At 70.3% G+C, this 22,545-nt stretch carries 19 protein-coding genes, 1 tRNA gene and 1 other RNA gene; 8 read left to right on the top strand and 13 right to left on the bottom strand.

Annotated elements, in window-relative coordinates; genetic code table 11:
* Positions 1–3 precede the first annotated feature (3 nt).
* A complete protein-coding gene (locus ACZ5KV_RS02730; RefSeq protein WP_464240808.1) occupies positions 4–834 on the bottom strand; it encodes a substrate-binding periplasmic protein in 831 nt (276 codons plus the stop codon).
* A 199-nt stretch (positions 835–1,033) separates the two neighbouring features.
* Here ACZ5KV_RS02730 and ACZ5KV_RS02725 point away from each other — a divergent pair, with 199 nt between their 5' ends.
* The 5 genes from ACZ5KV_RS02725 to ACZ5KV_RS02705 all read left to right on the top strand — a co-directional run bounded on the left by ACZ5KV_RS02725 (position 1,034) and on the right by ACZ5KV_RS02705 (position 5,551).
* Positions 1,034–1,453, top strand: a complete 420-nt coding sequence (locus tag ACZ5KV_RS02725; protein ID WP_464240807.1) for a (deoxy)nucleoside triphosphate pyrophosphohydrolase — start codon at positions 1,034–1,036, stop codon at positions 1,451–1,453.
* A 12-nt stretch (positions 1,454–1,465) separates the two neighbouring features.
* Positions 1,466–2,338 (top strand): methylenetetrahydrofolate reductase, encoded by an 873-nt coding sequence (locus ACZ5KV_RS02720; protein WP_464240806.1) that lies wholly within the window; start codon positions 1,466–1,468, stop codon positions 2,336–2,338.
* Between the two features lie 80 nt (positions 2,339–2,418).
* Complete coding sequence (locus ACZ5KV_RS02715) at positions 2,419–3,453, top strand: aspartate-semialdehyde dehydrogenase (RefSeq protein ID WP_464240805.1); 1,035 nt, start codon at positions 2,419–2,421, stop codon at positions 3,451–3,453.
* A gap of 20 nt (positions 3,454–3,473) precedes the next feature.
* Positions 3,474–4,415, top strand: a complete 942-nt coding sequence (locus tag ACZ5KV_RS02710) for an aminotransferase class IV (protein WP_464240804.1) — start codon at positions 3,474–3,476, stop codon at positions 4,413–4,415.
* Between the two features lie 62 nt (positions 4,416–4,477).
* Positions 4,478–5,551 carry a glycosyltransferase family 4 protein gene (locus tag ACZ5KV_RS02705; RefSeq protein WP_464240803.1) on the top strand — a complete coding sequence of 358 codons (1,074 nt, stop codon included), beginning with the start codon at positions 4,478–4,480 and terminating at the stop codon, positions 5,549–5,551.
* Between the two features lie 160 nt (positions 5,552–5,711).
* Here the strand turns inward: ACZ5KV_RS02705 and ACZ5KV_RS02700 are convergent, their stop codons facing one another.
* Both ACZ5KV_RS02700 and ACZ5KV_RS02695 read right to left on the bottom strand, forming a co-directional pair.
* The gene (locus ACZ5KV_RS02700; protein WP_464240802.1) at positions 5,712–6,458 is read right to left on the bottom strand and encodes a TIM44-like domain-containing protein; all 747 of its coding nucleotides are present in this window, start codon (positions 6,456–6,458) and stop codon (positions 5,712–5,714) included.
* Between the two features lie 256 nt (positions 6,459–6,714).
* Positions 6,715–7,113 carry a response regulator gene (locus ACZ5KV_RS02695; protein ID WP_464240801.1) on the bottom strand — a complete coding sequence of 133 codons (399 nt, stop codon included), beginning with the start codon at positions 7,111–7,113 and terminating at the stop codon, positions 6,715–6,717.
* A gap of 157 nt (positions 7,114–7,270) precedes the next feature.
* Between ACZ5KV_RS02695 and ACZ5KV_RS02690 the strand changes: the two genes are divergently transcribed.
* A complete protein-coding gene (locus tag ACZ5KV_RS02690) occupies positions 7,271–7,810 on the top strand; it encodes a hypothetical protein (protein WP_464240800.1) in 540 nt (179 codons plus the stop codon).
* Positions 7,811–7,937: 127 nt separating this feature from the next.
* On the opposite strand, the gene ACZ5KV_RS02685 is transcribed toward ACZ5KV_RS02690, so the two are convergent.
* On the bottom strand, positions 7,938–8,720 hold the full coding sequence (locus ACZ5KV_RS02685) for a DUF4198 domain-containing protein (RefSeq protein WP_464240799.1): 783 nt from the start codon (positions 8,718–8,720) through the stop codon (positions 7,938–7,940).
* A 437-nt stretch (positions 8,721–9,157) separates the two neighbouring features.
* Positions 9,158–9,253, bottom strand: an RNA gene (gene ffs / locus ACZ5KV_RS02680) — signal recognition particle sRNA small type.
* A gap of 200 nt (positions 9,254–9,453) precedes the next feature.
* Here ffs and ACZ5KV_RS02675 point away from each other — a divergent pair.
* Positions 9,454–9,810, top strand: a complete 357-nt coding sequence (locus ACZ5KV_RS02675) for a hypothetical protein (protein WP_464240798.1) — start codon at positions 9,454–9,456, stop codon at positions 9,808–9,810.
* A 24-nt stretch (positions 9,811–9,834) separates the two neighbouring features.
* Here the strand turns inward: ACZ5KV_RS02675 and ACZ5KV_RS02670 are convergent, their stop codons facing one another.
* The 7 genes from ACZ5KV_RS02670 to ACZ5KV_RS02640 form a co-directional block, all read right to left on the bottom strand.
* Positions 9,835–11,490, bottom strand: coding sequence for a methyl-accepting chemotaxis protein (locus ACZ5KV_RS02670; protein ID WP_464240797.1), 1,656 nt, complete (start codon positions 11,488–11,490; stop codon positions 9,835–9,837).
* Between the two features lie 456 nt (positions 11,491–11,946).
* A tRNA-Ser gene (locus ACZ5KV_RS02665) sits at positions 11,947–12,038 on the bottom strand.
* 678 nt (positions 12,039–12,716) lie between these two features.
* Positions 12,717–13,820: a DegT/DnrJ/EryC1/StrS family aminotransferase gene (locus ACZ5KV_RS02660; protein ID WP_464240796.1), complete on the bottom strand. Its 1,104-nt coding sequence runs from the start codon at positions 13,818–13,820 to the stop codon at positions 12,717–12,719.
* A gap of 110 nt (positions 13,821–13,930) precedes the next feature.
* On the bottom strand, positions 13,931–15,007 hold the full coding sequence (locus ACZ5KV_RS02655) for an NAD(P)H-dependent flavin oxidoreductase (protein ID WP_464241797.1): 1,077 nt from the start codon (positions 15,005–15,007) through the stop codon (positions 13,931–13,933).
* Between the two features lie 166 nt (positions 15,008–15,173).
* Positions 15,174–16,073, bottom strand: a complete 900-nt coding sequence (locus tag ACZ5KV_RS02650) for a phosphoribosylaminoimidazolesuccinocarboxamide synthase (protein WP_464240795.1) — start codon at positions 16,071–16,073, stop codon at positions 15,174–15,176.
* A gap of 97 nt (positions 16,074–16,170) precedes the next feature.
* The gene (hisD, locus tag ACZ5KV_RS02645; protein ID WP_464240794.1) at positions 16,171–17,475 is read right to left on the bottom strand and encodes a histidinol dehydrogenase; all 1,305 of its coding nucleotides are present in this window, start codon (positions 17,473–17,475) and stop codon (positions 16,171–16,173) included.
* Positions 17,476–17,825: 350 nt separating this feature from the next.
* Positions 17,826–19,193 (bottom strand): outer membrane homotrimeric porin, encoded by a 1,368-nt coding sequence (locus tag ACZ5KV_RS02640; protein ID WP_464240793.1) that lies wholly within the window; start codon positions 19,191–19,193, stop codon positions 17,826–17,828.
* Between the two features lie 333 nt (positions 19,194–19,526).
* Here ACZ5KV_RS02640 and uvrC point away from each other — a divergent pair, with 333 nt between their 5' ends.
* Positions 19,527–21,542 (top strand): excinuclease ABC subunit UvrC, encoded by a 2,016-nt coding sequence (gene uvrC / locus ACZ5KV_RS02635; protein WP_464240792.1) that lies wholly within the window; start codon positions 19,527–19,529, stop codon positions 21,540–21,542.
* 273 nt (positions 21,543–21,815) lie between these two features.
* On the opposite strand, the gene ACZ5KV_RS02630 is transcribed toward uvrC, so the two are convergent.
* On the bottom strand, positions 21,816–22,517 hold the full coding sequence (locus tag ACZ5KV_RS02630; protein ID WP_464240791.1) for a metal-dependent hydrolase: 702 nt from the start codon (positions 22,515–22,517) through the stop codon (positions 21,816–21,818).
* Between the last annotated feature and the right edge of the window lie 28 nt (positions 22,518–22,545).

Here is a 22,545-nt window from a genome sequence, read left to right as displayed (position 1 = left end):
GCGCTAGCGGTAGGTGTCCACGATGGCCTGGAGCCGTCCATCGGCGCGCATGCGTTCGATTTCGGCGTCCAGGCGCCCGACCAGGGCCCTCCAGTCGCGCGCGCGGGTGAAACCGAAGCGCATCCAGGCCAGGCCCACGCTCCGTTCGGAAAAACGCAGGGAGTCGGCCCCGGGCTCGTGCAGGCCGCGCAGCACCCAGCGCGCCACCAGCTCGTTGACCACTGCGGCGCCGGTCCTGCCGTAGAGCAGTTTGCGCAGTTGGCTCGCGGTGTCCGGGGCGTCGTCGCGCGTCACCCGGCCGCTGGCCAGGGCCTCGTCCAGGCCGGGATAGGAGTAGCCGAGCACAGTGCCCAGGCGCAGGCCCGTCAGGTCCTGCGGGCCGTCGATGGGCCGCCCGCCCGCCGGGGCCACGAGCACGTCGCGCGAGGGCAGCACCGGCGCGGACCACAGGAACGCCTCGGAATCCTCCACCCACTCCGGCGCCTTGCTGTACACGTCCACCTCGCCCTGGCGCAGCATGACCAGGCTGCGCTTTTCGGGAAAACTGCGCGTGACCACGGTGACGCCCAGGCTTCGCATGGCCTCCCGGAATATCTCGGGCATGATGCCGCGGCAGTCGGAACCGTTGCAGGGCAGGAGGTAGGGCGGCCAGCCCGCTTCCGGGCAGCAGAAGACGATGGTGGCGGGCGCGTCGCCTCCGGGCCGCCCGGCCCGCGCCGGGCCCCCGGGCGAGGCCAGCAGCAGCGCCGCCAGCAGCAGGGCCGCGGGGCAACGGCCCCATGTCCGGCGGGAGGGCGCGGCGCGGGCGGGCAAAGGCGGGGCGGGGGGGTGCATGAATTCTCGCTGGTTCGGCGGGCGAACAAAATATAGTCTGTTTGTACAGGTGGTTCAGTTGGCTTGTCAACGCGGTGGCGCTACTTTGTCGCCACGGGGGCGTTTTGCGCGGCGGGCCCGCCTCGGGCTTGCCTTCGGCGGACATCGCGAATAAGGTCTGCGGTTGCCGCAAGCTTTTTGGAGTCCGGGAGGACGCACGGTGCAGACGACGGGCAGCGCGCCGCCGAGGGCGGAAATCGACGTGGTGGCTGCCGTCATCTGGCGGGACGGGCGCTTTCTGGCCGCGCGGCGGCCCGAGGGCAAGCCCCAGGCCGGGTTCTGGGAGTTCCCGGGCGGCAAGGTCGAGCCCGGGGAGAGCCTGGAGCGGGCCCTGGCCCGCGAACTGGACGAGGAGTTGGGCATCGCGCCCACCGAGATGGCCTTCTGGCGCGAAGCGCGCCACGCCTACCCGCATCTGCGGGTGCGGCTGCATTTCTTTCACGTTTACGGGTTCACGGGGCGGGTCGTCCCGCGCGAGGGCCACGAGCTGCGCTGGCTGGCCCCGGGGGCGGCGGACGTGCCGTTCCTGGAGGCCGACGCCGGGATCGTGGCGCAACTGGCCCAGACCCCGGCCCGCTGAGGAGTTGGCATCGTGCGCATCATCGATATGATCCGGTCCGGGGGCAAGTTCGTGTCCCTGGAGTTCTTTCCGCCCAAGGACCCGCAGGAGTGGCCGGGTTTCTTCCAGACCGTGGAGCGCCTGGCGGCGGTGAACCCGCTGTTCGTCTCCGTGACCTACGGCGCCGGGGGCGGCACCCAGGACAACACGCTGGAAATCGTGCGCCGCCTGCGCCGCGACATGGGCCTGACGCCCATGGCCCACCTGACCTGCGTGGGCGCCAGCGCCGCGCGGCTGGACGGTTTCCTGTCCGCCCTGGAGGGGGCCGACGTGCATAACGTCCTGGCCCTGCGCGGCGACCCGCCCAAGGGCGACGCCCGTTTCGTGCCCGACTCCGACCAGTTCCGCCATGCCTCGGATCTGGTGGCCCACATCCGCCGCCACTACCCCGACATGGGCGTGGGCGTGGCGGGCTACCCCGAGGGGCACCCCGAGTGCTCCACCTTCCGCGAGGATTTCGAGTTCCTGAAATTCAAGCTGGACCGGGGCGGCGACTTCGCCATCACCCAGCTTTTCTTCGACACGCGGCTGTACTGGAACTTCACCGAGCGCCTGGGCGAGATGGGCGTGACCAAGCCGATCGTCCCCGGGGTTCTGCCGGTGATGAGCGTGAAGTCGGCCAAGCGCGTGCTGGGGTTCTGCGGCGCGAGCATCCCGGGGCGGCTGCTGCTCGACCTGGAGGAGGCCGACGCCCGGGGCGGCGCCGAGGCCGCCTACCGCGTGGGCATCGACTGGGCCAAGCGCCAATGCCGCGAACTGCTGGAAGGCGGCGCCCCCGGAGTGCATCTGTATACCCTCAACCGCCCCGAAGCCTGCCTGGAAATCGTCGGGGCCCTGGACCTGTGAGCAGGCCCGAAGCGGATTCGTAACCCTCCCGGCGCCCGCACGGGGCGCGCCGGGGCATCGCTAGGAATGGAGAGGTCGCAATGAAGAAGGACGGACTTGTCGTCGCGGTGTGCGGCGCCACCGGGGCCGTTGGCCGCGTGATGCTCGAAGTGCTCGCCGAGCGCAATTTCCCCGCCGCCGAGGTGATTCCCTTCGCCTCCAGCCGCAGCGCGGGCAGCACCGTGACCTACAAGGGCCGCGAACTGACCGTGCGCGAGCTCAAAGAGGACTCCTTCGCGGGCATCGATCTGGCCCTGTTCTCCGCCGGGGGCGGCACCTCCGAAAAATTCGCGCCCCTGGCCGCCAAGGCCGGCTGCGTGGTGGTTGACAACTCCAGCGCCTGGCGCATGGACCCGGCCTGCCCGCTGGTCGTGCCCGAGGTCAACCCCCACGACCTCGCGTGGCACAAGGGCATCATCGCCAACCCCAACTGCTCGACCATCCAGATGGTGGTGGCCCTCAAGCCCATCCACGACGCAGTGGGCATCCGGCGCATCGTCGTCTCGACCTATCAGGCCGTGTCCGGCACGGGCCAGAAGGCCATCGAGGAGCTGGCCAACCAGGTGCAGCTCATGTTCAACGGCCGCGTGGACGAGATCGAGGCCAAGGTCTACCCGCACCGCATCGCCTTCAACTGCCTGCCGCAGATCGATGTCTTCCTGGACAACGACTACACCAAGGAAGAGATGAAGATGGTCAACGAGACCAAGAAGATCATGGGCGACGATTCCATCCGCGTCACGGCCACCACCGTGCGCGTGCCGGTCTTCTTCGGCCACAGCGAGTCGGTGAACATCGAGACGGGCGGGAAACTCACGGCCAAGGAGTGCCGGGCGCTGCTGTCCCAGGCGCCGGGCGTGCGCGTGCTGGACAACCCCTCCGAGCGCATCTACCCCATGGCCATCGACGCCCAGGGCCAGGACGACACCTTCGTGGGCCGCATCCGCGAGGACGACACCATCGACAACGGCCTGAACCTGTGGATCGTGGCCGACAACATCCGCAAGGGCGCGGCCCTCAACGCCGTGCAGATCGCCGAGAAGCTTGTGGAAATGGATCTGCTGCGCGTGCCCTGACGCGCGGCGAGGAGACGAGCATGATAGCTGTCCTGGAGTCCGAGGAATACCTGAGGCGGATGCTGGCCGTGAAGCGGCCCGGCACCGACGAGGTGCTGGCCTTCTACGAGCACCGCATCGGCGCCGTGTGCAAGGATCCGCGCCTGATGCTCATCCCTCTGGACGACCACATCGTCCACCGCGGGGACGGCATCTTCGAGACCATGAAGTACCTCGGGCGGCGGGTTTACCAGTTGGACGCGCATCTGGCGCGCATGCGGCGCGGGGCCGAGGCCATCGGCCTGACCCCGCCCTGCACCTGGGAGCGCCTGCGCGAGATCGTCCTCGAGGTCTGCGCGGCGGGCGGCTCGGACGACGGGCTGGTGCGCATCCTGCTCGGGCGCGGCCCGGGCGGCTTCGGCATCGACCCGCGCGAATGCCCCCTGCCCAGCCTTTACGTGGTGGCCTACCGCTTTACGCCCAAGCCCGCCCAGTGGTTCGACAAGGGCACGACGGCCTTCCGCACGGCCATTCCCGCCAAGCAGGACTGGATCGCCCAGATCAAGTCCGTGAACTATCTGCCCAACGTGCTCATGAAGCGCGAGGCCACGGCCCAGGGCTACGACTACCCGATCTGCTTCGACGAGAACGGCTTCGTGGCCGAGGGCGCCACGGAGAACATGGCTATCGTGGACGCGGCGGGCACCCTGGTCATCCCCGAGTTCACCAACGCCCTGCCGGGCACGACCCTCATCCGCGCCGTGGAACTGCTGGCCGGAAAGGTCAAGGCCTTCTTCCGCAAAGTGACGGAGGAGGACCTCTATCAGGCGCGCGAGGTGCTGGTTTTCGGCACCACCGGGGACTGTCTGGCCATTGTGCGCTACAACGGCAAGCCCATCCACGACGTGCGCCCCGGCCCGGTGTGCCGCTTGGCGCGTGAACTGATCGCGCGGGACATCGCCGAAAGCGGCGTCCCCTTCTAGCAACCACGGGCCCCGGCGGCATGCGCCCCGGGGCCCTCTGCCCTCGCCCGGAGGCGGAGCGCGTGAAGATCCTGCACCTCGACCTCGGCCGCGGGATGCGCGGCGGGCAGCGCCAGGTCCTGTACCTGATGCGGCGGCTGGCCGCGGCCCCCGGGGTGGAAACCCTGCTGGCCGCGCCCCGGGGCTGCCCCCTGGGCACGGCGGCCCGCGCGGCGGGCCTGGACGTGCACGATTTGCCCGGCCGCCAGGGCTGGGACCCACGCGCCCTGTGGGCCCTGCGGGCCCTGGTCCGCCGCCGGGGGGTGGACGTGATCCACACCCACTGCGCGGCCAGCGCGCTGCTCGGCGCGCTGCTCAAGGGCCTGACCGGCGCACGACTGGTGCATTCGCGCCGCGTGTCCTACCCGCTACGGCCCGGCCCGGCACGGGCCAAGTACCTCGCCGGGGACGCCGTGGCTTGCGTGAGCCGCGAGATCGCCCGGGTCATGGCTCGCTGCGGCGTGCCCGAGGCGCGTCTGAGCGTGATCCACAGCGGCATCGACCCGGCGCTGTACGCCGCCGCCGCCGCGACCCCGCCGCCGGAGTGCCCGGTGCTGGGCGTCGTCGGCGCCCTGACGCCGCAAAAGGGCGTGGCCGTGTTTCTGGAGGCACTGGCCGAGCTGGAGCGGCGCGCTCCGGGGCTGGGCTGGCGGGCCCTGGTGGTCGGCGACGGGCCGCTGGGCCCCGGGCTGCGGGCCCGGGCCGAGGCCCTGGGGCTGGCCGGGCGGGTGACGTTCACGGGCTGGCGCGAGAGCGCGGCCGTGCTGGGCGAGCTGTCCGTGCTGGCCGTGCCCAGCGTGGACGGCGAGGGCTCCAGCGCGACCATCAAGGAAGGCTGGGCCGCCCGGCGCCCGGTGGTCTGCTCGGACCTGCCGTCGAACCTGGAACTGGTCGAGCCCGGGCAAAGCGGCCTGGCCTGCCCCCGGGGCGACGCCCCGGCCCTGGCCGCCGCCCTGGAGCGGCTGTGCGCCCCGGGCGGGCAGGGCGCGGCCCTGGCGGAAGCCCTGGTGCGCGGCGGAGCCGGGCGCCTGGAACTGTTCACCGAGGCGGCCATGGCCCGGGGCTACCTGGAATTGTACGCCCGGCTGTCGGCCTGAGGCCCGCCGGAAGAATTACCGCCGCAACGCAAGGACGCCCGCCCCTTTTCCGGGGGCGGGCGTCCTTGCGTTGCGGCGGCAGAAGCGTTGATCCGATGGTAGGCCGGCAGCGGGCCGCCGGTTGCCCGGGGTGCCAAAAACGGCTGGCCGGGCTCCGGGGCTACTGGCGCGTGCCTTCCTCGGCGCTGACCGGGCGCACCTCGTCCAGCAGCCAGCTCCCGCCCGTGGGCGTGGTGAAGCGCCACAACTCGCGGACCTTGCCCACACGGTTGGAAGACAGGTCCTTTTCGGTGATCACGTAGTAGACCGTGGCGTCGCGGCGGCCGTCGGGGTGGTCGGCCACCCCGGCCAGCCCGGCCTCCAGGTGCTGGATTTCGTGGCGCGGGGGCCGGGCCTCCACCTGGGCCCGGCGACGGAATTCTTCCATGCACGCTTCGGTGCAGAAGGCGCGCAGGTCGTTCAGGTCGCGGTTGTTCCAGGAGCTGCGGATGCGCGAGCAGAAAGCCTTGGCCCCGCGCATGAAGTCGTCGGTGTCGAAGTCGGCGGGCACGGGGCCGGGGGCGGGCAGGGCCGGGGGCAGGTCCGCCGTGTCCAGGGTGGAGGCGGGAACCTCGCCGGGGCTGGCCGTGTGGCCGGGGACGTAGGCCACATCGGGCACCGGGGTGTCCGCGCCGGGCTGTCGGCGCTCCCGGGGCGGCTCGGAGCGCAGCATGTCCCAGGCCTGCTGGGCGCGGGTGTAGGCGTCGTTGGCCTGGCGGCGCTGGTCTTCGGGGGCGGCGGGGCCGTCGTTGTGCGGGGCGCGGGGGCCGTCCTGGCGTCTGCCGCCGCCCGAGCGGCGCCGGAACCAGCTTATGACCAGATAGACCAGGATGCCGACGAGGAGTATGTCCAGTGGACTGGCATTCATGATTTTTCCCTTGTCTTGTGCGTCCGGGGCGCCGTGGGGATGCTCCCGCCGGGGCCGGACGCTGTGGGGCGATGGCCGCCACCCCGACGCTACCGCGCCGGGGCCCGGGGTGCAAGCCTCAAGCGCCGAAGGCGTCGGAAAAGGCCGGGTCCGTCGTCTGCCCGGTCTTTCCCCGTATTCCTGGCTTTTTCGTACCGCGGCGCTTGCCTCGCCGTGGTCATCCGCCGCTGCGCCGCTACGCCGCTACGCCGCTACGCTACTTGATGAGGCCGATGTTGCGCAGCAGTTGCAGGAAAAGCTGGCGGTCGATGGGTTTGGGCACGTAGGATGTGGCCCCGCCTTTGTAATAGGCCTCGACCACGTTCTTGGGGTCGTCCAGGGCGGTGGTCATGATGACCTTGGCTTCGTCGGGCCCGGAGCGCTCGCGCAGGCGTTCGATCTGGCGGATGCGCTTCAATGCTTCCTGGCCGTCCATTTCTGGCATCATGATGTCCATGCAGACCAGGTCGTAGGGTTTGGCGTCGCGCAGGGCGGTTTCGAAAGCGTCCACGGCTTCCTGTCCATTCACTGCGACATCCACCTCGCCATAGGGGGAGAGGATTCGTTGCAGCAGTTTGCGGCTGGTGAAGTCGTCCTCTACGACCAGAAATCGCATCTTTCCCTCCAGGGGCTGAAGGTGTACGCTTGGCAGGATGGGCTTTTGCCCGCCCTTCGGGGCGGAGCAGGTCGGCCCGATGTCCACAATACCAAAGCGCAAGAGGAAAGCAACTTCTGTTCGCTTTTGCAGCGGGTCTTGCGCCCAGCGGGGAATCATGGCCGGTTCCGAACATGCGAGCCTGGCCCGGGTCCGGGGCAGGGCCTTTCTGGGGGCGCTGCTGGCGGGTCTGGTGGCGGGCGCCCTGGCGGCGCATCACGCCGGAGACGGCTGGCTGCTCACGGGCGCCTCGGGCGTGATGCTCGTGCTGTTGGGCGGCGGCATGGGCGGCTTCGCGGGCACGTTCGTGCGCCTGGCCTGGCTGCACCTGCGCGGGGCCGCCGGGGGCGCCGGAGACGATGACGGCTATGGAACCGAGGGCGTGTTGGTCCTTTCGGCCTACGGCGCGTTTTTGGGGCTGGTGGCGACCCTGGCCCTGGGGCTGCCCGCGCGGGCGCACCTGCTGGCCGGGGCCGGGGCCTTTCTCGGCGGAGCCGTGGCGGCGCTGCTGGGCCGGGCCGGGCAAGTGCTGCTGGCTCTGCTGGTTCTGGACGGCCTGGACGACGCCGCACGGACCCGGGCGCTGCGCCGGGCAAACGAGGACACGCGCCGCGCGCTGCTGCCGCCCGACGACGAGGACGGCCCCGGCCGCCCCTGAGCGGTACAGCCCGCCCCCTGCCCGGCGCGTCGTTTGCCGTCCCCTCGCGCGCATTTCTCGCGCCCCCGAAAGACAAGGGCCCGCCCGGGATCACTCCGGGCGGGCCCTCGCGCAGCGGCGCGCCGGGTTACTTCCAGGGCGCCATGTAGGTCCAGAATACGGCGCCCAGCTCCACGCCCTTGTCCTTGCCCTTGTCGGGGCCGCTGGCGGCGGGCAGGGTGTAGTCGGCCTCGGACAGGGCCGCGAAGCCCCACCAGCCGGGCTGCGGACAGGTGAAGGCGAAGACGCCCTGGGCGTCGGCCTTGATCACCTGGGTCTCGTTGTACTCGGTGGGCATGGTGAAGCGGCCCTGGTTGTACAGTTCCACTTCCACCTCGGCGCCGGGAACGGGCTTGCCGTCCAGCAGCACCTGACCCACGAAGGTGTTGCCCGCCCAGTTGCCGAAGGGCCGCAGCATGGGCACGATCTCGGTCTTCAGGCCCAGGGGCTCGTCCCAGCCCTCGTCGCCGCCGAAGGCCGCCACGCTGACCTTGGTGTAGTGGATGATGGACACGTCCTCGGCGGGCTCCCAGTAGGGCTCGGGCTCCATGAAGAAGGTGTATACGCCCGGGCGCTTGAAGGCGTAGTCCAGGGTGAAGGCGTCGTGGTCCATGATCTTGGCCGGGGCCAGGGCGGCGCGCAGGTCGGTGATCTGGCCCTCGAAGGCCACACCGGCGGCCTTGGGCCGCACCAGGTTCATGCCCTCGCCGCCGAAGGGATGCGAGAAGGAAAACTCCAGGGTGATGGACTTCTGGTCCATGTCGGCCACGGGAGCTTTGGGGACGATCATGCCGAAATGGGCCCAGGCCGGTGCGGCCAGGGCGACCACCAGGGCCGCCGTGGCGGCCAGACGGGGCAGGAAGCTGGTCATGGGGGACTCCTCTGGTTTGGATTGGCGAACGCCAGTTTCATACTAAAATGATTTTCGTATGTAAACAGAGTGGGCATGATTTCCATTCATATTCGTTAAAATCATATTACATAATATGATGTATGGGATTGTGAAAGGCGACAGGGGATGCCAAGGCATCTGCTGCGGGATGAAGATTGCGCTGTATTCCTGGAATAATTTGGAAATAGCATTTCCTGGAGGTGCTGTTTCGGCGTAAGGCGGGAGCGTGTGGTGGCACGTTCTTTTCTGCGAAGGAAGTGGCGGCCGGTGGCGCCTGCGTGGCATTTTCAAAATATCGGCAGCCCCGGTGAGGCCTGTGCGCGAGGGGGGGCACGACGGAGGCAGGAGCGTGGCGGAGCGGGGTTCCCAGTTGCGTCCGAGGCCCAAAAGGAAAGCGCCGACCCGAAGGTCGGCGCTTTGAGAGGAGGCCGGGCACCCAGCGAAAACCGTTACCGTTGCTCCCTTTCGGGCCTGGCGGGGTTGGCGGCGCCGCTGCCGCCCGGCCTCCCTCGTGGACGGCTCTTATGGCCCGGCGAGGCGATTCTGTCAAGCCCGCCACCGGGTGGGCGGCCCTCCATCGGCCGCACCGACGTGCCGAGGCGGGCGCCCGGGTCAGGATGCGGCCCCGGACCCGGGGGGTTGCCCGGGCCCGCTCCCGAGGGTATCGTGAACTCCGCGTGTTTTTTGAGGGGCCGTGCCCCGGGAGACTGCCATGAAACCGCTTGTTCTGCCCGTTCTCATGCTCGCGCTGCTGGCCTGCGCCGGGTGCGCCCCGCGCGCCATGCCCCTGACCGAGGCGCGCGGCCTGTGCTTCACCTATTCCACCGGCGGGGGCCACAGCTCCCAGAATCCCGACGGCGGCGGCGGGAGTTGCAGCGAGGTCACGCCCATCTGCGAGGCCTTTCTGGACGAGGGGCGCCTGGGGCCCCTGGACCGCGAGGCCTGCCTGAGCGACTGCGAGGCCACGCGCCGCAGGCTCTACGCCAAGCATCTGACCGACGGCTGCTGGCCCTATGCCAAGCGTGCTTCGGACTTGTGCCAGCGCTATTGCCGGGGCCTGGAGGACTAGCACCCCGCGCCGCTGCCGCCGGGCCTAGAAGCGCGTCAGGCCGTCGTCCGCGTCGTCCGCGTCGGTGGGCGCGCCCGGCTCTGTTTCGCCCGCCGCGCCGCCGGGGCGGACGGCCGACGGAAGCGCCGTCCGTCCGTTCCGCGTCTGCTGGCCGACGTTGAAGAAGCTCGCGGTTTCAAGCAGTTGCGACGCCTGCTCGGACATTTCGCGCGAGGCGGCGGCCATCTGCTCCGATGCGGCGGCGTTCTGCTGGGTCACGCGGTCCATCTGCTGGATGGATTCGTTGATCTGCCCGGCGCCCGCCTTCTGCTCGGCGCTGGACGCCGCTATCTCCTGCACCAGTTCCGCCGTGCGCAGAATGTCGGGCACCAGTTCGTCGAGCATGGTTCCGGTCTGCTCGGCGGTGCGTACGCTCGTGGTCGACACCTGCCCGATGTCCGCCGCCGCCGCGCCGCTGTGTTCGGCCAGACGGCGTACTTCCGCCGCCACCACCGAGAAGCCCTTGCCGTGGGTGCCCGCGCGCGCGGCTTCGATGGCCGCGTTGAGGGCCAGCAGGTTGGTCTGGCGGGCGATTTCACCGACGACGGCGATTTTTTCGGCGATTTGCTTCATGGCGCTGACGGTCATGCGCACGTGCTCGCCGCTGGTTCTGGCGTTGGCGGCGGCCTTGGTGGCCAGGCGCTCGGTCTGGGCGGCGTTCTCCGCGTTCTGCATGATGCCCGAGGTCATCTGCTCCACGCTGGCGGAAACCTCCTCGATGCCTGCGGCCTGGCTGGTGGCCCCGCGCGAGAGGGAATCGGCGGTGCTGTGCATCTCGCCGCTGCTGGCGGCGACGTGGGACGCGCCCGCCAGCACGCGAGTGACGACCTCGCGCAGGCGGTCGGCCATGCCGTTCAGGGCCCGGGCCAGGTGGCCGATTTCGTCGCCGGAATCGATGTCCACACGGCGGGAGAAGTCGCCCTCGGCCATGTCGCTGGCAAAGGCCTCGATGCGCGCGATGGGCCGGATGATGCCCGTGCGCAACAGGGCCCAGGCCGCAAGCACCACCAGGATCAGGATGCCGCCCGTCCACAGGGCCACGCCCAGGGCCGCCTGGCGCACCTTGGCCCTGGCCGGGGCGCGGGAGGTGATGATCTCGAAGGCGCCGTGGACCTCGCCCGCTTTCCAGCCCTCCTTCACGCCGCCCACGGCGTCGGGCTGGCCCTGGGGGTAGCCGTGGCAGTAGAGGCACTCCTCGGTCAGCCGCACGGGCCGCAGGTAGCGGATCTGGTCGGCCTCGACGATGATTTTCTCCTTCAGCCCCAGGCGCTGGAATTCGTCCAGCACGGCCTGTTCCACGGCGTCGGGGGCGTTGGCGGGGTTGCGCGGGCTGTTCTTGGGCGCCTTGAAGCGGTAGCCCATGGCCTCGGCGTTTTGCGCGGCCATGCGCATGGCCGTGACCACGGGCACGGCCTCCAGGAGCTGGTCGCGCGGAATGTCGTCGAAGGGGCGGATGATGCCCGCCTTGAGTTTGCGCGACATGTCGTCGCGCACGGCCTCGGCCATGAGGGTTACGGCCCGGCTTTCGCTGACCAGGGCGGCCGTGGCGTCCCCGTCGATGCCGCGCACGCGCATGACGGCCATGACGACGGCGATGACCAGCGGCCCGGCCACGGCCACGGCCAGAATTTTCCATTTCATGCTCATGTTCCCGAACATGCTTCCCCCTCGGCGTCTGCGCGCGGGCCATGCCCACACCCGCCCCGAACGGCCCGCGCGAGCGCCGGGGCGGCTTGCGAAAAATTGGAGACTGGAACAACAGTCCCATAGGTTCGGCGTTTTGTCATTGCAAAAGGAATAAAAGGCCAGCCTTGGCGAGGCGGATTTTCTTTTCCCGCTGCGGGGCTGGGGAAACAGGCGGGAAAGGCGGGCGGACGCCGGGGATGGAGAAGGGCTGCGGCGCGGGGTGGCACGGCAGGGACGATTCGCAAACGCAAAGGCGAAGCGGCGCACACGACGCGCGCCTTGGCCGGGCACCCGGTTGTGTGCCTGCCGCCCGGCCTGCCCGCCGTCGGATGTGCCGCCTCTTGCACCCCCGGCCGTCCGGCGCCAGACGCAAAAAAGCCCCGGGATTGCTCCCGGGGCCTTGCTGCCTTGTGGCGGAGAGGAGAGGATTTGAACCTCCGACTGAGTTTCCCCAGTACACGCTTTCCAGGCGTGCTCCTTAAACCTGGCTCGGACACCTCTCCGCGAGGGAGTGCCTATGTAGTAAAAAGCCGGGCGCTTTTCAAGGCTTGGGGGCCGGAAAAATGAAGAAATCCGCATAATGGCGGATTTCTTCATTTTTCGCTGCGGCGTGGCTGGCGCGGAGTCATTTGTCCCCGGGGCGCCTGGAGGTTTCGCGGGCTTCGGGGGCCTGGGGTTCCACTGTCTTGCCCGGGGCCTTGTCCTTGGGGTGCCAACTGCACTCCGAGGCCGGGCCTCAGCCCCGGATGCCCAGCCTGGGGAAGACGAGTTTCACCAGCACGAGGTAGGCGGCGACGGCCCCCAGCAGGGGCAGCAGGTTGTCCATTGGGCCTCCTTGCGGCCATGCGGCCGCGTATCGAAAAGGGTAATGCTTCCCGGCGCAGTGTCAATGCCGGGTCGATGCGGGAGCGGAACCGGCGCCTGCGGGGGGCGACCGGACAGACCTGCGCGACCGCCGGGGTGGCGCGGTCGCTCCGGGTCGGAGTGCTTGCCGGGCCGGTGTGCTTTTCGCGGCTATGGCCCGCGGCCCGGCGGAGGGAATCGAACGGCAGGGGCCGCCGCATCGGAACGGCAGGCGAGAGCGCGCCCCTTCGGCCCCGGCAGCACCCGTCGCTTTGCGGCACCCCGGGCGGGGGCGGGCTTTTGCCCAGCCCCCGGCCTTTGCCCCGGTTCCCCCGGCCTCAGGCGTAGAAGCTGCGGATTGCCGCGCAGACCTCTTCGACCTGCCCGGGCTCCAGGCCCGGGTACAGCGGCAGGGAGAGCACCTCCCCGGCCAGACGCTCGCTCAGGGCCAGGGCGTCGGCGCGCATGGGCGCGCGGCCCTCGGCGAACAGCGGCTGGCGATGCCCGGGCACGGGGTAGTGGACGGCCGTGCCGATGCCGCGCGCGTTCAGGTGCTCCACCAGTTCCGCGCGGCGCGGGGCGCGCACCACGTAGAGGTGGAAGACGTGCTCGCGGTCCGCGCCCGTGGCGGGCAGGACCAGGGGGGTGCCTGCCAGCAGGGCGTCGTACTGCGCGGCCAGGGCGCGGCGGGCGGCGTTGTCGGCCTCCAGGCGCCCCAGGCGCAGGCGCAGGAACGCGGCCTGCATCTCGTCCATGCGGCTGTTCACGCCGGGCACGGCGCTGTGGTAACGGCTGGATTCGCCGTACTGGCGTTCCAGGCGCAGGGCGGCGTCCACCGCCCCCGCGTCGCAGCACACGGCGCCGCCGTCGCCCAGGGCGCCGAGGTTCTTGGTCGGGTAGAAGCTGTAGGCCGCCAGGGCGCCGAAGGTCCCCGCCATGCGGCCCTTGTAGGTCGCGCCGTGGCTCTGGGCGCAGTCCTCGATGAGCGGCAGGCCGTGCGCGGCGCACAGGGCGCCGAGTTCGTCCAGGTCGCAGGGCTGGCCGTAGAGATGCACGGCCAGGACGGCGCGGGTGTCCGGCCCGATCATGCGCGCGGCGCTGGCCGGGTCCAGGGTGTAGGTGTCCTCGCGGACCTCGGCGAACACGGGCGTGCATCCGGCGGCCAGCACGGCGTGGTAGCAGGGCAGGGCCGTGTGCGCGGGCAGGACCACCTCGCCCCCCGGGCAGTCCAGGGCGCGCAGGGCCAGGATCAGGGCATCGGTGCCGCTGTTCAGGGCCACGCAGGCCCCTCGCCCGGCCCAGGCGGCGAATTCGGCCTCGAAGGCCTGAACCTCGGGGCCCATGAGGAACCAGCCGCGCCCGAGCACGCGCTCGAAGGCCGCGCGCAGGTCGTTTTCGCAGGGGGTGAGCTGAACCTTGAGGCTGTTGAAGGGGATGGACATGGGGGAACTCCGGCGGGGTTGCGATGCGGCAGCGGCAAAGACGGCGCACGCCCCGGGCGGGCCGGTGTGTCCGGCCCCGGCCCGGGGCGCGCTGGCGCGGCGTCTGGAGGCTAGGCCTTGGCGCCCATGGCCTTGGCGTATTCGGCCTTGAGCGAGTCGATCAGTTCGCCCACGGAGACGATTTCCTTCACGCGGTGCACGTTGGCTCCGGCAAAGGCGAAGCCGTTCTCCAGCTTGCCCTTGACGGCGTTGGTCAGGGCGGCGGCGATGCAGTACGGGCTCTTGGTGATGTCGCAGGTCTTGATGCAGTGGAAGGGGCAGCGGAACGGGCGGCGGCGCCCCTCGCGCACGGCGTCCAGGAACTTGCTGTGCACCGCGCGGCCCGGCAGGCCCACGGGGCTCTTGATGATTTCCACGTCGGCCTCGGTGGCGTTGACGAAGGACTCCTTGAAGCGGATGTCGGCGTCGCACTCGTGGGTGGCCACGAAGCGGGTGCCCATCTGCACGCCCGAGGCGCCCAGGGCCAGCATCTTGCCGATGTCGCCGCCGTCGTAGACGCCGCCCGCCGCAATGACCGGCACGCGGCGGCCTTTTTCCTCCTCGAAGGGGCGCACGGCCTGGATCACGTCGGCCACCAGCCGCTCCAGCTCGAACTCGGGCTTGTCCAGCTCCTCGGGCTTGAAGCCCAGGTGCCCGCCCGCTTTGGGCCCCTCGACCACGAAGGCGTCGGGCAGGTAGTCGAAGCGCGAGAGCCATTTCTTGCAGATGATGGCCGCCGCGCGGCCCGAGCTGACGATGGGCGCCAGCTTGGTGCGCGCGCCGTCGGTCAGGTAGCCGGGCAGGTCCAGGGGCAGGCCCGCGCCGGAGAAGATGATGTCCGCGCGCTCGCGCACGGAGGTGCGCACCATGTCGGCGAAGTTGGTCAGGGCGACCATGATGTTCACGCCGATGATGCCGTCGGTTTTTTCGCGGGCGGCGCGCAGCTCGTTTTCCAGGGCCCGGACGTGGGCTTCGGAGTCCTTGGCGGCGGCGTTGTCCTTGAAGCCGATCATGGCGGCGGCGATGACGCCGATGCCGCCCTCGTTGGCCACGGCACTGGCCAGGCCGGACAGGGAGATGCCCACGCCCATGCCGCCCTGGATGATGGGCACCCGGGCCACCAAGTCGCCGATGTGCAACTCGGGCATCTTGAATTCCGGCACCGCGAACTGCGGCATCCGAAGCTCGGGGAGCTTGAATTCGGGCATCTTCAGTTCGGGCAACTTGAATTCGGGTATCTTCACTGGCGTGTCCTCTCTTGGCGCCCCGGTGGCGGGGCGGAGGTATGGGGTCCGGCGCGGGGCGCGCCGGGGGTCATTTCACCGGGAAATCCGTTCCGGTCAGGCGCTCGTAGGCTTCCACGTATTTGGCGCGGGTGCGCTCCACCACCTCGGGGGTCAGGGCCGGGGGCGGGGGCGTCTTGTCCCAGGGCTGGGCCGAGAGCCAGTCGCGCAGGTACTGCTTGTCGAAGCTGGGCTGGCCCTGGCCCGGGGCGTAGCCGTCCATGGGCCAGAAGCGCGAGGAGTCGGGGGTCAGCACCTCGTCGATGAGAATCAGCCCGGCGGCGGTCATGCCGAACTCGAACTTGGTGTCGGCGATGAGGATGCCGCGCCCGGCGGCGTAGTCGCGCCCGGCCTTGTAGATGGCCAGGGCAGCGGCCTGGGCCTGGCGCACCACGTCCTGCCCCGCCGTGGCCATGGCCTGCTCCACGGTGATGTTCTCGTCGTGGCTGCCCAGCTCGGCCTTGGTGGACGGCGTGAACAGCGGCTCGGCCAGCTTTTCGGACTCGCGCAGCCCCTGGGGCAGCGTGTAGCCGCAGACCTGCCCGCTGGCCTTGTAGTCCTTCCAGCCCGAGCCGGTGATGTAGCCGCGCACGATGCATTCCACGGGCAGGGGCCGGGCGCGGCGCACGATGACCGCGCGGCCCTCCAGGGCGTCCGCGTGGCGCGCCAGGGGCGCGGGGAAGCGCGACACGTCCGATTCCAGCAGGTGGTTGGGGATGATGTCGCGGAATTTGTCCATCCAGAACAGGGTGATCAGGTTGAGCACCACGCCCTTGTGCGGAATGGGCTCGTTCATGACCACGTCGAAGGCGCTCATGCGGTCGGTGGTCACGATGAGCAGGCGCTCGGCGTCGATTTCGTAGATGTCGCGGACCTTGCCGCGCGACAGCAGGGGATATTCGGTGATGTCCGTCCTGGTGACGACTTGCATTGCGGTTCCTCGCTTGCGGGAAATTGTTTTACCATACGCCAAAGGCGGCGGATTTGGAAGGGGCGCGCCGGGGCCCGCCCCGGGCCGCCCGCCGCCCCTAGCCCCGGCGGGCCTCCACGGACCGGGCGTGGGCCTCCAGGCCCTCCATGCGCGCCAGCCGCGCGATCTTGTGCGCGTTGGCGGCGGTGAAGGCCGGGCTGGTGGCGACGATGCTCGACTTCTTGAGGAACGTCTGCACCGACAGGGCCGAGGAGAACCGCGCGGTGGACAGGGTCGGCAGCACGTGGTTCGGCCCGGCGAAATAGTCGCCGACGGGCTCGGGGCTGGTGTGGCCCATGAAGATGGCCCCGGCGTGGCGCACGCGGCCGACCAGCGCCCAGGGGTCGGCCACGGCCAGCTCCAGGTGCTCGGGAGCCAGGTGGTTCACGAGGTCCACGGCGGCGTCCAGGTCCGGCGTGAGGATGGTCGCGCCCCAGGCGGCCAGGGAGCGGGCGGCGATGTCCGAGCGCGGCAGCAGGGCCGTCTGGCGCGTGAGCTCGGCGCGCACGGCCCGGGCCAGGGCCGCGTCGGGCGTGGCCAGGATGGACGAGGCCAGGGGGTCGTGCTCGGCCTGGGAGAGCATGTCCGCCGCCAGCCAGGCCGGGTCGGCGCTGCCGTCGGCGATGATGGCGATTTCGCTGGGCCCGGCGATCATGTCGATGCCCACGCGGCCCATGAGCAGGCGCTTGGCCGTGGTCACGAAAATATTGCCCGGCCCGGCGATGACATCCACCGGGGCCACCGTGGCCGTGCCGTAGGCAAAGGCCGCCACGGCCCAGGCGCTGCCCATGCGCACCACCTCGTCGATGCCCAGCAGGGCCGCCGTGGCCAGGAGCACGGGGTCCAGGCTGCCGTCGGGGCGCGGCGGCGAGGCCACGCAGATGGAGCCCACCCCGGCCACCTGGGCCGGAATGGCGTTCATCAGCAGGCTGGAGACCAGGGGCGTCTGCCCCGCCTGTCCGCCGGGTACGTAGAGGCCCACGCGGTCCACCGGGCGGACCATCTGGCCGAGGATGGTGCCGTCGGGGCGGGTGGTCCACCAGGAATTTTCGCGCTGGCCTTCGTGGAAGGCGCGGATGTTGGCGGCGGCCTCGGCCAGGATGTCCAGGTCCGCGGCGGGCACCCCGGCCCGGGCGGCGGCGATTTCCGCGGCGGGCACGCGCAGGGCGGCGGCGGTCAGGGTCGCGCAGTCGAAGCGGCGGCCGTAGTCGGCCAGGGCCTCGTCGCCGCGCATGCGCACGTCGGCCAGGATGGCGGCGACGGTGTCGTCCACGGTGGCGCCGGGCTCGGCGCGGGGGGTCAGCCAGTCCTTGATGGCGGGCCAGGACTGCGGGCCGGAGTAGGCCAGATCGCGGCAGGGCATGGGCGGGGTCTCCTCGGGGGCGATGGATTGCGGCGCGCGGCGCCGGTGCGGCTTGTATAGAGGAGCGCGGCCCAAAAGTCGAGCCGCGCCGGGCCGGAGCCCTTGGCCGCGTCGGGCCGGAGGGCTGCCGCCCGGTGACGCCGGAGCGTCGCGCCGGGTTGGATGCTCCTCCGGTTGCCGCCTTCCTCCCGGCCATGGCCCGTCCGGTTCGCTCCGGCTCGGCCCCGCGCCAGCCGCGCCGGATGCGCCGGGCGCCTCGTCGCCGCAATGCCGCGCGCGGCATAAAAAAGGGCCGGAACCCGAAGGTTCCGGCCCGTGGTGGTGTGCGTCAGCAGGTGGTCAGGCCACAACTAGAAGTTGTAGCGCAGGATGACGGTGAACTTGTAGGCGTCGTCCAGATCGGAAGCGGCGGTGCCCCACACGTCCTCGTCGCGGTCGGCGGAGACGTAGCCGAACTTGCCGGCCAGGGACAGGTTCTCGTAGATCTGGTAGGTGGAGTCGAAGTTCACTTCCCAGAAGGTGTCCTCGTCGGTCAGCACGGGGCGGTTGGCAGCGTAAGGAGCGCCGCCGAGGCCGTACTTCTTGACGATGTCGGAGTCGGAGGTGCCCATGCCGTAGGCGATGGTCAGCTTGTGGGTCAGGTTCTCCACGAAGCTGATGTCGTCCACGATCAGAGCCACGGCGGCGTAGTCGGTGCGGCCGCCGAGGATGCCGCCGGTCTCAGTCCAGGCAGCGCCGTCGAAGCCGAAGTGGGTCAGGCCGAAGCCGCTGCTGCCGCCGCCGCCGCTGGCCAGGGTGGGCAGCACTTCGGAGCCGTCGGTCGGGTCGTCGTCGTCGCCGGTGCCGTACATGAAGGCCAGGGACGGGGTGACCATGTCCATCTTGTAGGTGGCGATGGCGGCGAAGAACCAGCCGGCCATGTCGTTCTGGCTGGCCTTGTCGCCGTCCACGGAGCCGTAGATCAGGTCGGCGCCGAAGACGAAGGGATCAAACATGGTCAGCTCGAAGGCGCCGCCGGCCCACCAGGCGTCCATGTTGTCGGTGGTGCCGGTGGCGTTGACGGCCTGCATGGAGGTCAGCAGACCCACGTCCTTGCCGTACTTCGCGTAGATCACGTAGGGGCTGAGGGACCAGCCGTCCATGGTGATGGGGGCGATGACGGTGAAGGCGTCGACTTCGTCGTCCAGGCCGTTGTTGTTGCCGGTGCCGTCGTCGCCGGTGACGGCGTCGACCAGGCGGGCCCAACCGGCGGTCACAGCGAAGTTGTCGTTGAACTTGTAGGAGGTCACGATACCGGCGACGTCGTTGTCGAAGATCGGGTTGCCGGCGACGGCGGAGGGCCAGGTCAGGCCCTGGAGACCGACGCGGAAGGCCACGCCGCCGACGTTGAAGTCGGTGTAGGCGTGCTTGACTTCGACGGCCACGCGGTCGGTACCGAAGTTGGCGTTAGCCGGGTTGCCCCAGACGTTGTCCATCTCGAAGCCGACCACGGCGCGCAGCACTTCGCTGTCCACGTACTGGAAGTACATGCGGATGCGCTGCAGGGCGGTGAAGTCGTCTTCGGAGTCGCCGGACTTGTCGGAATCCAGCAGGCCGGGGTTGTCGAGCCACTCGAGGGTGTGCTCGAACTGACCGACGAACTGCATCTCCTTGGCGGAGACGAAGCCGGCGGACAGCACGAAGCAGGCCACCAGAGCCAGGGTAAGAATGCGTTTCATTTCCTTTCCTTCCTTCGTTCGGGTTGGATGACCACTGCCAGACGCAGAGCCGCTTGCGCAGGCTCAGGTTCGTGACTATCGACTTCGGGCCCCGGTTGCAAGGGGAAAGTCGGCGTTTTTTTGACGAACGTAAAAATTTTTTTACCGTCCAAATTGTTGAACCGGGCTGGATGGATGTTTTCTGTGTCTGTAGCAGATTGTTTTATTTACTAAAAATGGTGTCATCCCGCCCGGCCATGGAGTCATGAGGAATTCTAAAAAAAATCTCGACCCCGGGGGCGCCCCCGTCCCGGGCTTTGACCGCAACCCGCCTTTGGCGCATCATCCCCAGCCATGAACGACCAGCCGGACACCGCCGCGGGCTACGCCTTCACTCCCGCCGAGCACCCCAAGGGCCCCGGGGTCTACCTGATGAAGGACGCGCGCGGGCGCATCATTTACGTGGGCAAGGCCAAGAGCCTCGTGCGCCGCCTGACTTCCTACTTCCGCGGGCAGGACCGCCACACGCCCAAGACGCGGCTCATGGTCGCGCGCATCGCCGCCGTGGAGACCATCTCCACCGCCACCGAGAAGGAGGCGCTGCTCCTCGAAGCCAGCCTGATCAAGAAGCACCGCCCGCGCTACAACATCGTGCTGCGCGACGACAAGTCCTACGTGCTCTTCCGCCTGACCCGCGCCGAGGCCTACCCGCGGCTGATGATGACCCGCAAGGTCGTGCGCGACGGCAGCACCTATTACGGGCCCTTCACCTCGGCCCTGGATGCCCGCCAGGCCTGGAAGCTGCTGCACAAGGTCTTCCCGCTGCGCAAATGCTCCGACCGCGCCTTCGCCAACCGCGTGCGGCCCTGCCTGTATTATCATATGAACCAGTGCCTGGCGCCCTGCGTGCTGGACGTGCCGCCCGAGGCGTACGCCGCCGTGGTCCGTCGGGTGGAGCTGATTCTTGCCGGGCGCGCCGGGGAATTGCTGACCGGGCTGCGCAAGGAGATGCTGGCCTGTTCCGCACGCCAGGAATACGAGCGCGCCGCCGCCCTGCGCGACCAGATCCGCGCCGTGGAGGGCACGGTGGAGCGCCAGGCCGTGGTGCTGCGCGAGGGGGTGAGCCTGGACGCCCTGGCCGTGGCCGAGGCCGCCGGAGGCCTCGGGCTGGCCGTGCTCTTCGTGCGCCAGGGCCGCCTGCTGGACAGCCGGACTTTCCACTGGCCCGGCCTGGGCCTGGACGACGCCCCCGAGGCCGTGGCCGGGTTCCTGACCCAGTTCTACTGGGCCACGCGCTTCATCCCCGAGCGCATCCTGCTGCCCTGGACGCCGGAGGACGCCGACGCCCTGGCCGAAGCCCTGGCCGAGCGCCGGGGCGGCCCCGTGCGGCTTGCCGCCGCCTCCAGCGGCCCGGAGAAGCAGCTTTTGGAAATCGCGCGGGCCAACGCCGCCCGGGCCCGCAGCGACACCCCCGCCGCAGAGGACGCCCCCGCACGGCTGGCCCGGGCCCTGCACCTGCCCGCGCCGCCCGCGCGCGTGGAGTGCGTGGACGTGTCGCACCTGGGCGGGCGGGGCATGCGCGCCGGGCTCGTGGTTTTCGAGAACGGCGCCCCGCGCAAGGACGAGTACCGCACCTATACTTTCGAGGACCTGGAAGGCAGCGGCGACGACTATGCGACCCTGGCGGCCTGGGCCGGGCGGCGCGTCCTGGCCGGGCCGCCCTGGCCGGACCTGCTGCTGGTGGATGGCGGGCGCGGGCAGGTGGGGGCCGTGGTCGCCGCCCTCGAGGCCGCCTTCGGGGCGATCGGGGATGCGGAGGGGGGCCTGACCCCGGGTCTGCCTTCGGAAATGGCTCCGGGTGCGGCCTCGGGCGTTCTTTCGGACGCGGCCTCGACCTCGCCCCAGGCCTTGCCCCCGAGCACGCCCCCGGACGCGCCCCGGCCTGGGCCCGGGGCCGCCGTCTTCCCCGTGGCGGGCATCGCCAAGGCCACCGGCGCCCCGGGCACGGGGCCCGACCGTCGTGCCGGGGCCCTGGACGACCGCATCTTCCTGCCCGGGCGCAGCAACCCGCTGCCCCTGCGGCCCGGCAGCCCGGAGCTGCTTTTTCTCCAGCGCGTGCGCGACGAGGCGCACCGCTTCGTCATCGGCCGTCAGCGCCGCAGCCGGGGCCAGGCGCTGCTGGCCAGCGAGCTGCAAAGCCTGGGCGGCATCGGCCCCAAGACCGCCCGCCTGCTGTGGGACGCCTTCGGCTCCCTGGACGCCATGCGCGCCGCCGACCTGGAGACGCTGCGCAAAATCCCCGGCCTGGGCAAAACCCGCGCCGCTCAGGTGCTTGCTGCCCTGCGCAGCCTGGGCGGCGGTGAAAAGTAACCGGAGCGGAGGGCGGTCGATGCGCGGCGGTGCAAGCCAGCGAAGGAGGGGGGCCTTCCCCCCAAAGACCGTTTTCAGTGGGGGCCGAGGCTGAATGTGAAGGACGTGGGGAGAGTTCCGACGCCTGCTGCTTCGTGAAGGAGGCACCGGCGCGAGTTTTTTCGATTCTCCCCGGACCGGGCCGTGCGGCGCTTCGCCGTGCGGCCCGGTTCGCGTGTGGGGTCAAGGGGCTGTTGGCCCCTTGCGGGGGGCCGGGGCGGCGCCCCGGCGGCCTCAGGCCGGGGGCAGGGCCAGGGGCTGGCCGATGGCGGCCTGGACGAGGGCGGTTTCCGGGGCGAATTCGGCCAGGGCGGCGGCGAAGGCGGCGGTGCTTTTTTCCAGCACGGGGAAGGTGCCCCAGTGCATGGGCAGCACGGCCTTGCAGCGCAGGAGCTGGCAGGCCAGGGCGGCCTGGCGCGGGTCCATGGTGAAGAAGCCGCCGATGGGCAGCAGGGCCAGGTCGATGGCGTGCAGCCGCCCCCAGGTCTGCATGGAGGCGAAGATGCCGGTGTCGCCCGCGTGGTAGATGGTGTAGCCGCCGGGCAGGGTCAGGATGTAACCGGTGGGCGCGCCGCTTTCGGAGGAGTGGAAGGCCTGGGTCATGGTGATGCGCACGCCCGCGATTTCGGTGCTGCCGCCGATGTTCATGCCGATGCCGCCGACGATCTGCGCGGCGGGAACGCCCGCCTGCTGGAGCCTGGCGGCGGTGCCGACGATGGCCACCAGGGTGGCGCCGGTGCGCTGGCAGATGTCCACGGCGGCGCCGACGTGGTCGCCGTGGTCGTGGGTGACGAGCACGGCGTCGCAGGCGGTGACGGCGGCGGCGCCCACGGGGGCGGTGGGGTTGCCCTCGAAGAACGGGTCCACGAGGATGGTCGCGCTGCCGGTGTCGATGCGGAAGTTGGCGTGGCCGTACCAGGTCAGGGTGTTGGTCATCGGTCCTCCTTGCCGGGTGGGCGGGGGC

The sequence above is a fragment of the Desulfocurvus thunnarius genome (assembly GCF_055390965.1).
The sequence above is the reverse complement of the archived record's forward strand: the minus strand, read 5'-3'. Positions and strand labels throughout refer to the sequence as shown.

Coding starts and splice junctions, on each gene's coding strand:
- ACZ5KV_RS02730 (WP_464240808.1), bottom strand. CDS start 834: ATGCACCCCCCCGCCCCGCCTTTGCCCGCCCGCGCCGCGCCCTCCCGC.
- ACZ5KV_RS02715 (WP_464240805.1), top strand. CDS start 2,419: ATGAAGAAGGACGGACTTGTCGTCGCGGTGTGCGGCGCCACCGGGGCC.
- ACZ5KV_RS02710 (WP_464240804.1), top strand. CDS start 3,474: ATGATAGCTGTCCTGGAGTCCGAGGAATACCTGAGGCGGATGCTGGCC.
- ACZ5KV_RS02700 (WP_464240802.1), bottom strand. CDS start 6,458: ATGAATGCCAGTCCACTGGACATACTCCTCGTCGGCATCCTGGTCTAT.
- ACZ5KV_RS02695 (WP_464240801.1), bottom strand. CDS start 7,113: ATGCGATTTCTGGTCGTAGAGGACGACTTCACCAGCCGCAAACTGCTG.
- ACZ5KV_RS02690 (WP_464240800.1), top strand. CDS start 7,271: ATGGCCGGTTCCGAACATGCGAGCCTGGCCCGGGTCCGGGGCAGGGCC.
- ACZ5KV_RS02685 (WP_464240799.1), bottom strand. CDS start 8,720: ATGACCAGCTTCCTGCCCCGTCTGGCCGCCACGGCGGCCCTGGTGGTC.
- ACZ5KV_RS02675 (WP_464240798.1), top strand. CDS start 9,454: ATGAAACCGCTTGTTCTGCCCGTTCTCATGCTCGCGCTGCTGGCCTGC.
- ACZ5KV_RS02670 (WP_464240797.1), bottom strand. CDS start 11,490: ATGAAATGGAAAATTCTGGCCGTGGCCGTGGCCGGGCCGCTGGTCATC.
- ACZ5KV_RS02660 (WP_464240796.1), bottom strand. CDS start 13,820: ATGTCCATCCCCTTCAACAGCCTCAAGGTTCAGCTCACCCCCTGCGAA.
- ACZ5KV_RS02655 (WP_464241797.1), bottom strand. CDS start 15,007: ATGCCCGAGTTGCACATCGGCGACTTGGTGGCCCGGGTGCCCATCATC.
- ACZ5KV_RS02650 (WP_464240795.1), bottom strand. CDS start 16,073: ATGCAAGTCGTCACCAGGACGGACATCACCGAATATCCCCTGCTGTCG.
- hisD (WP_464240794.1), bottom strand. CDS start 17,475: ATGCCCTGCCGCGATCTGGCCTACTCCGGCCCGCAGTCCTGGCCCGCC.
- ACZ5KV_RS02640 (WP_464240793.1), bottom strand. CDS start 19,193: ATGAAACGCATTCTTACCCTGGCTCTGGTGGCCTGCTTCGTGCTGTCC.
- uvrC (WP_464240792.1), top strand. CDS start 19,527: ATGAACGACCAGCCGGACACCGCCGCGGGCTACGCCTTCACTCCCGCC.
- ACZ5KV_RS02630 (WP_464240791.1), bottom strand. CDS start 22,517: ATGACCAACACCCTGACCTGGTACGGCCACGCCAACTTCCGCATCGAC.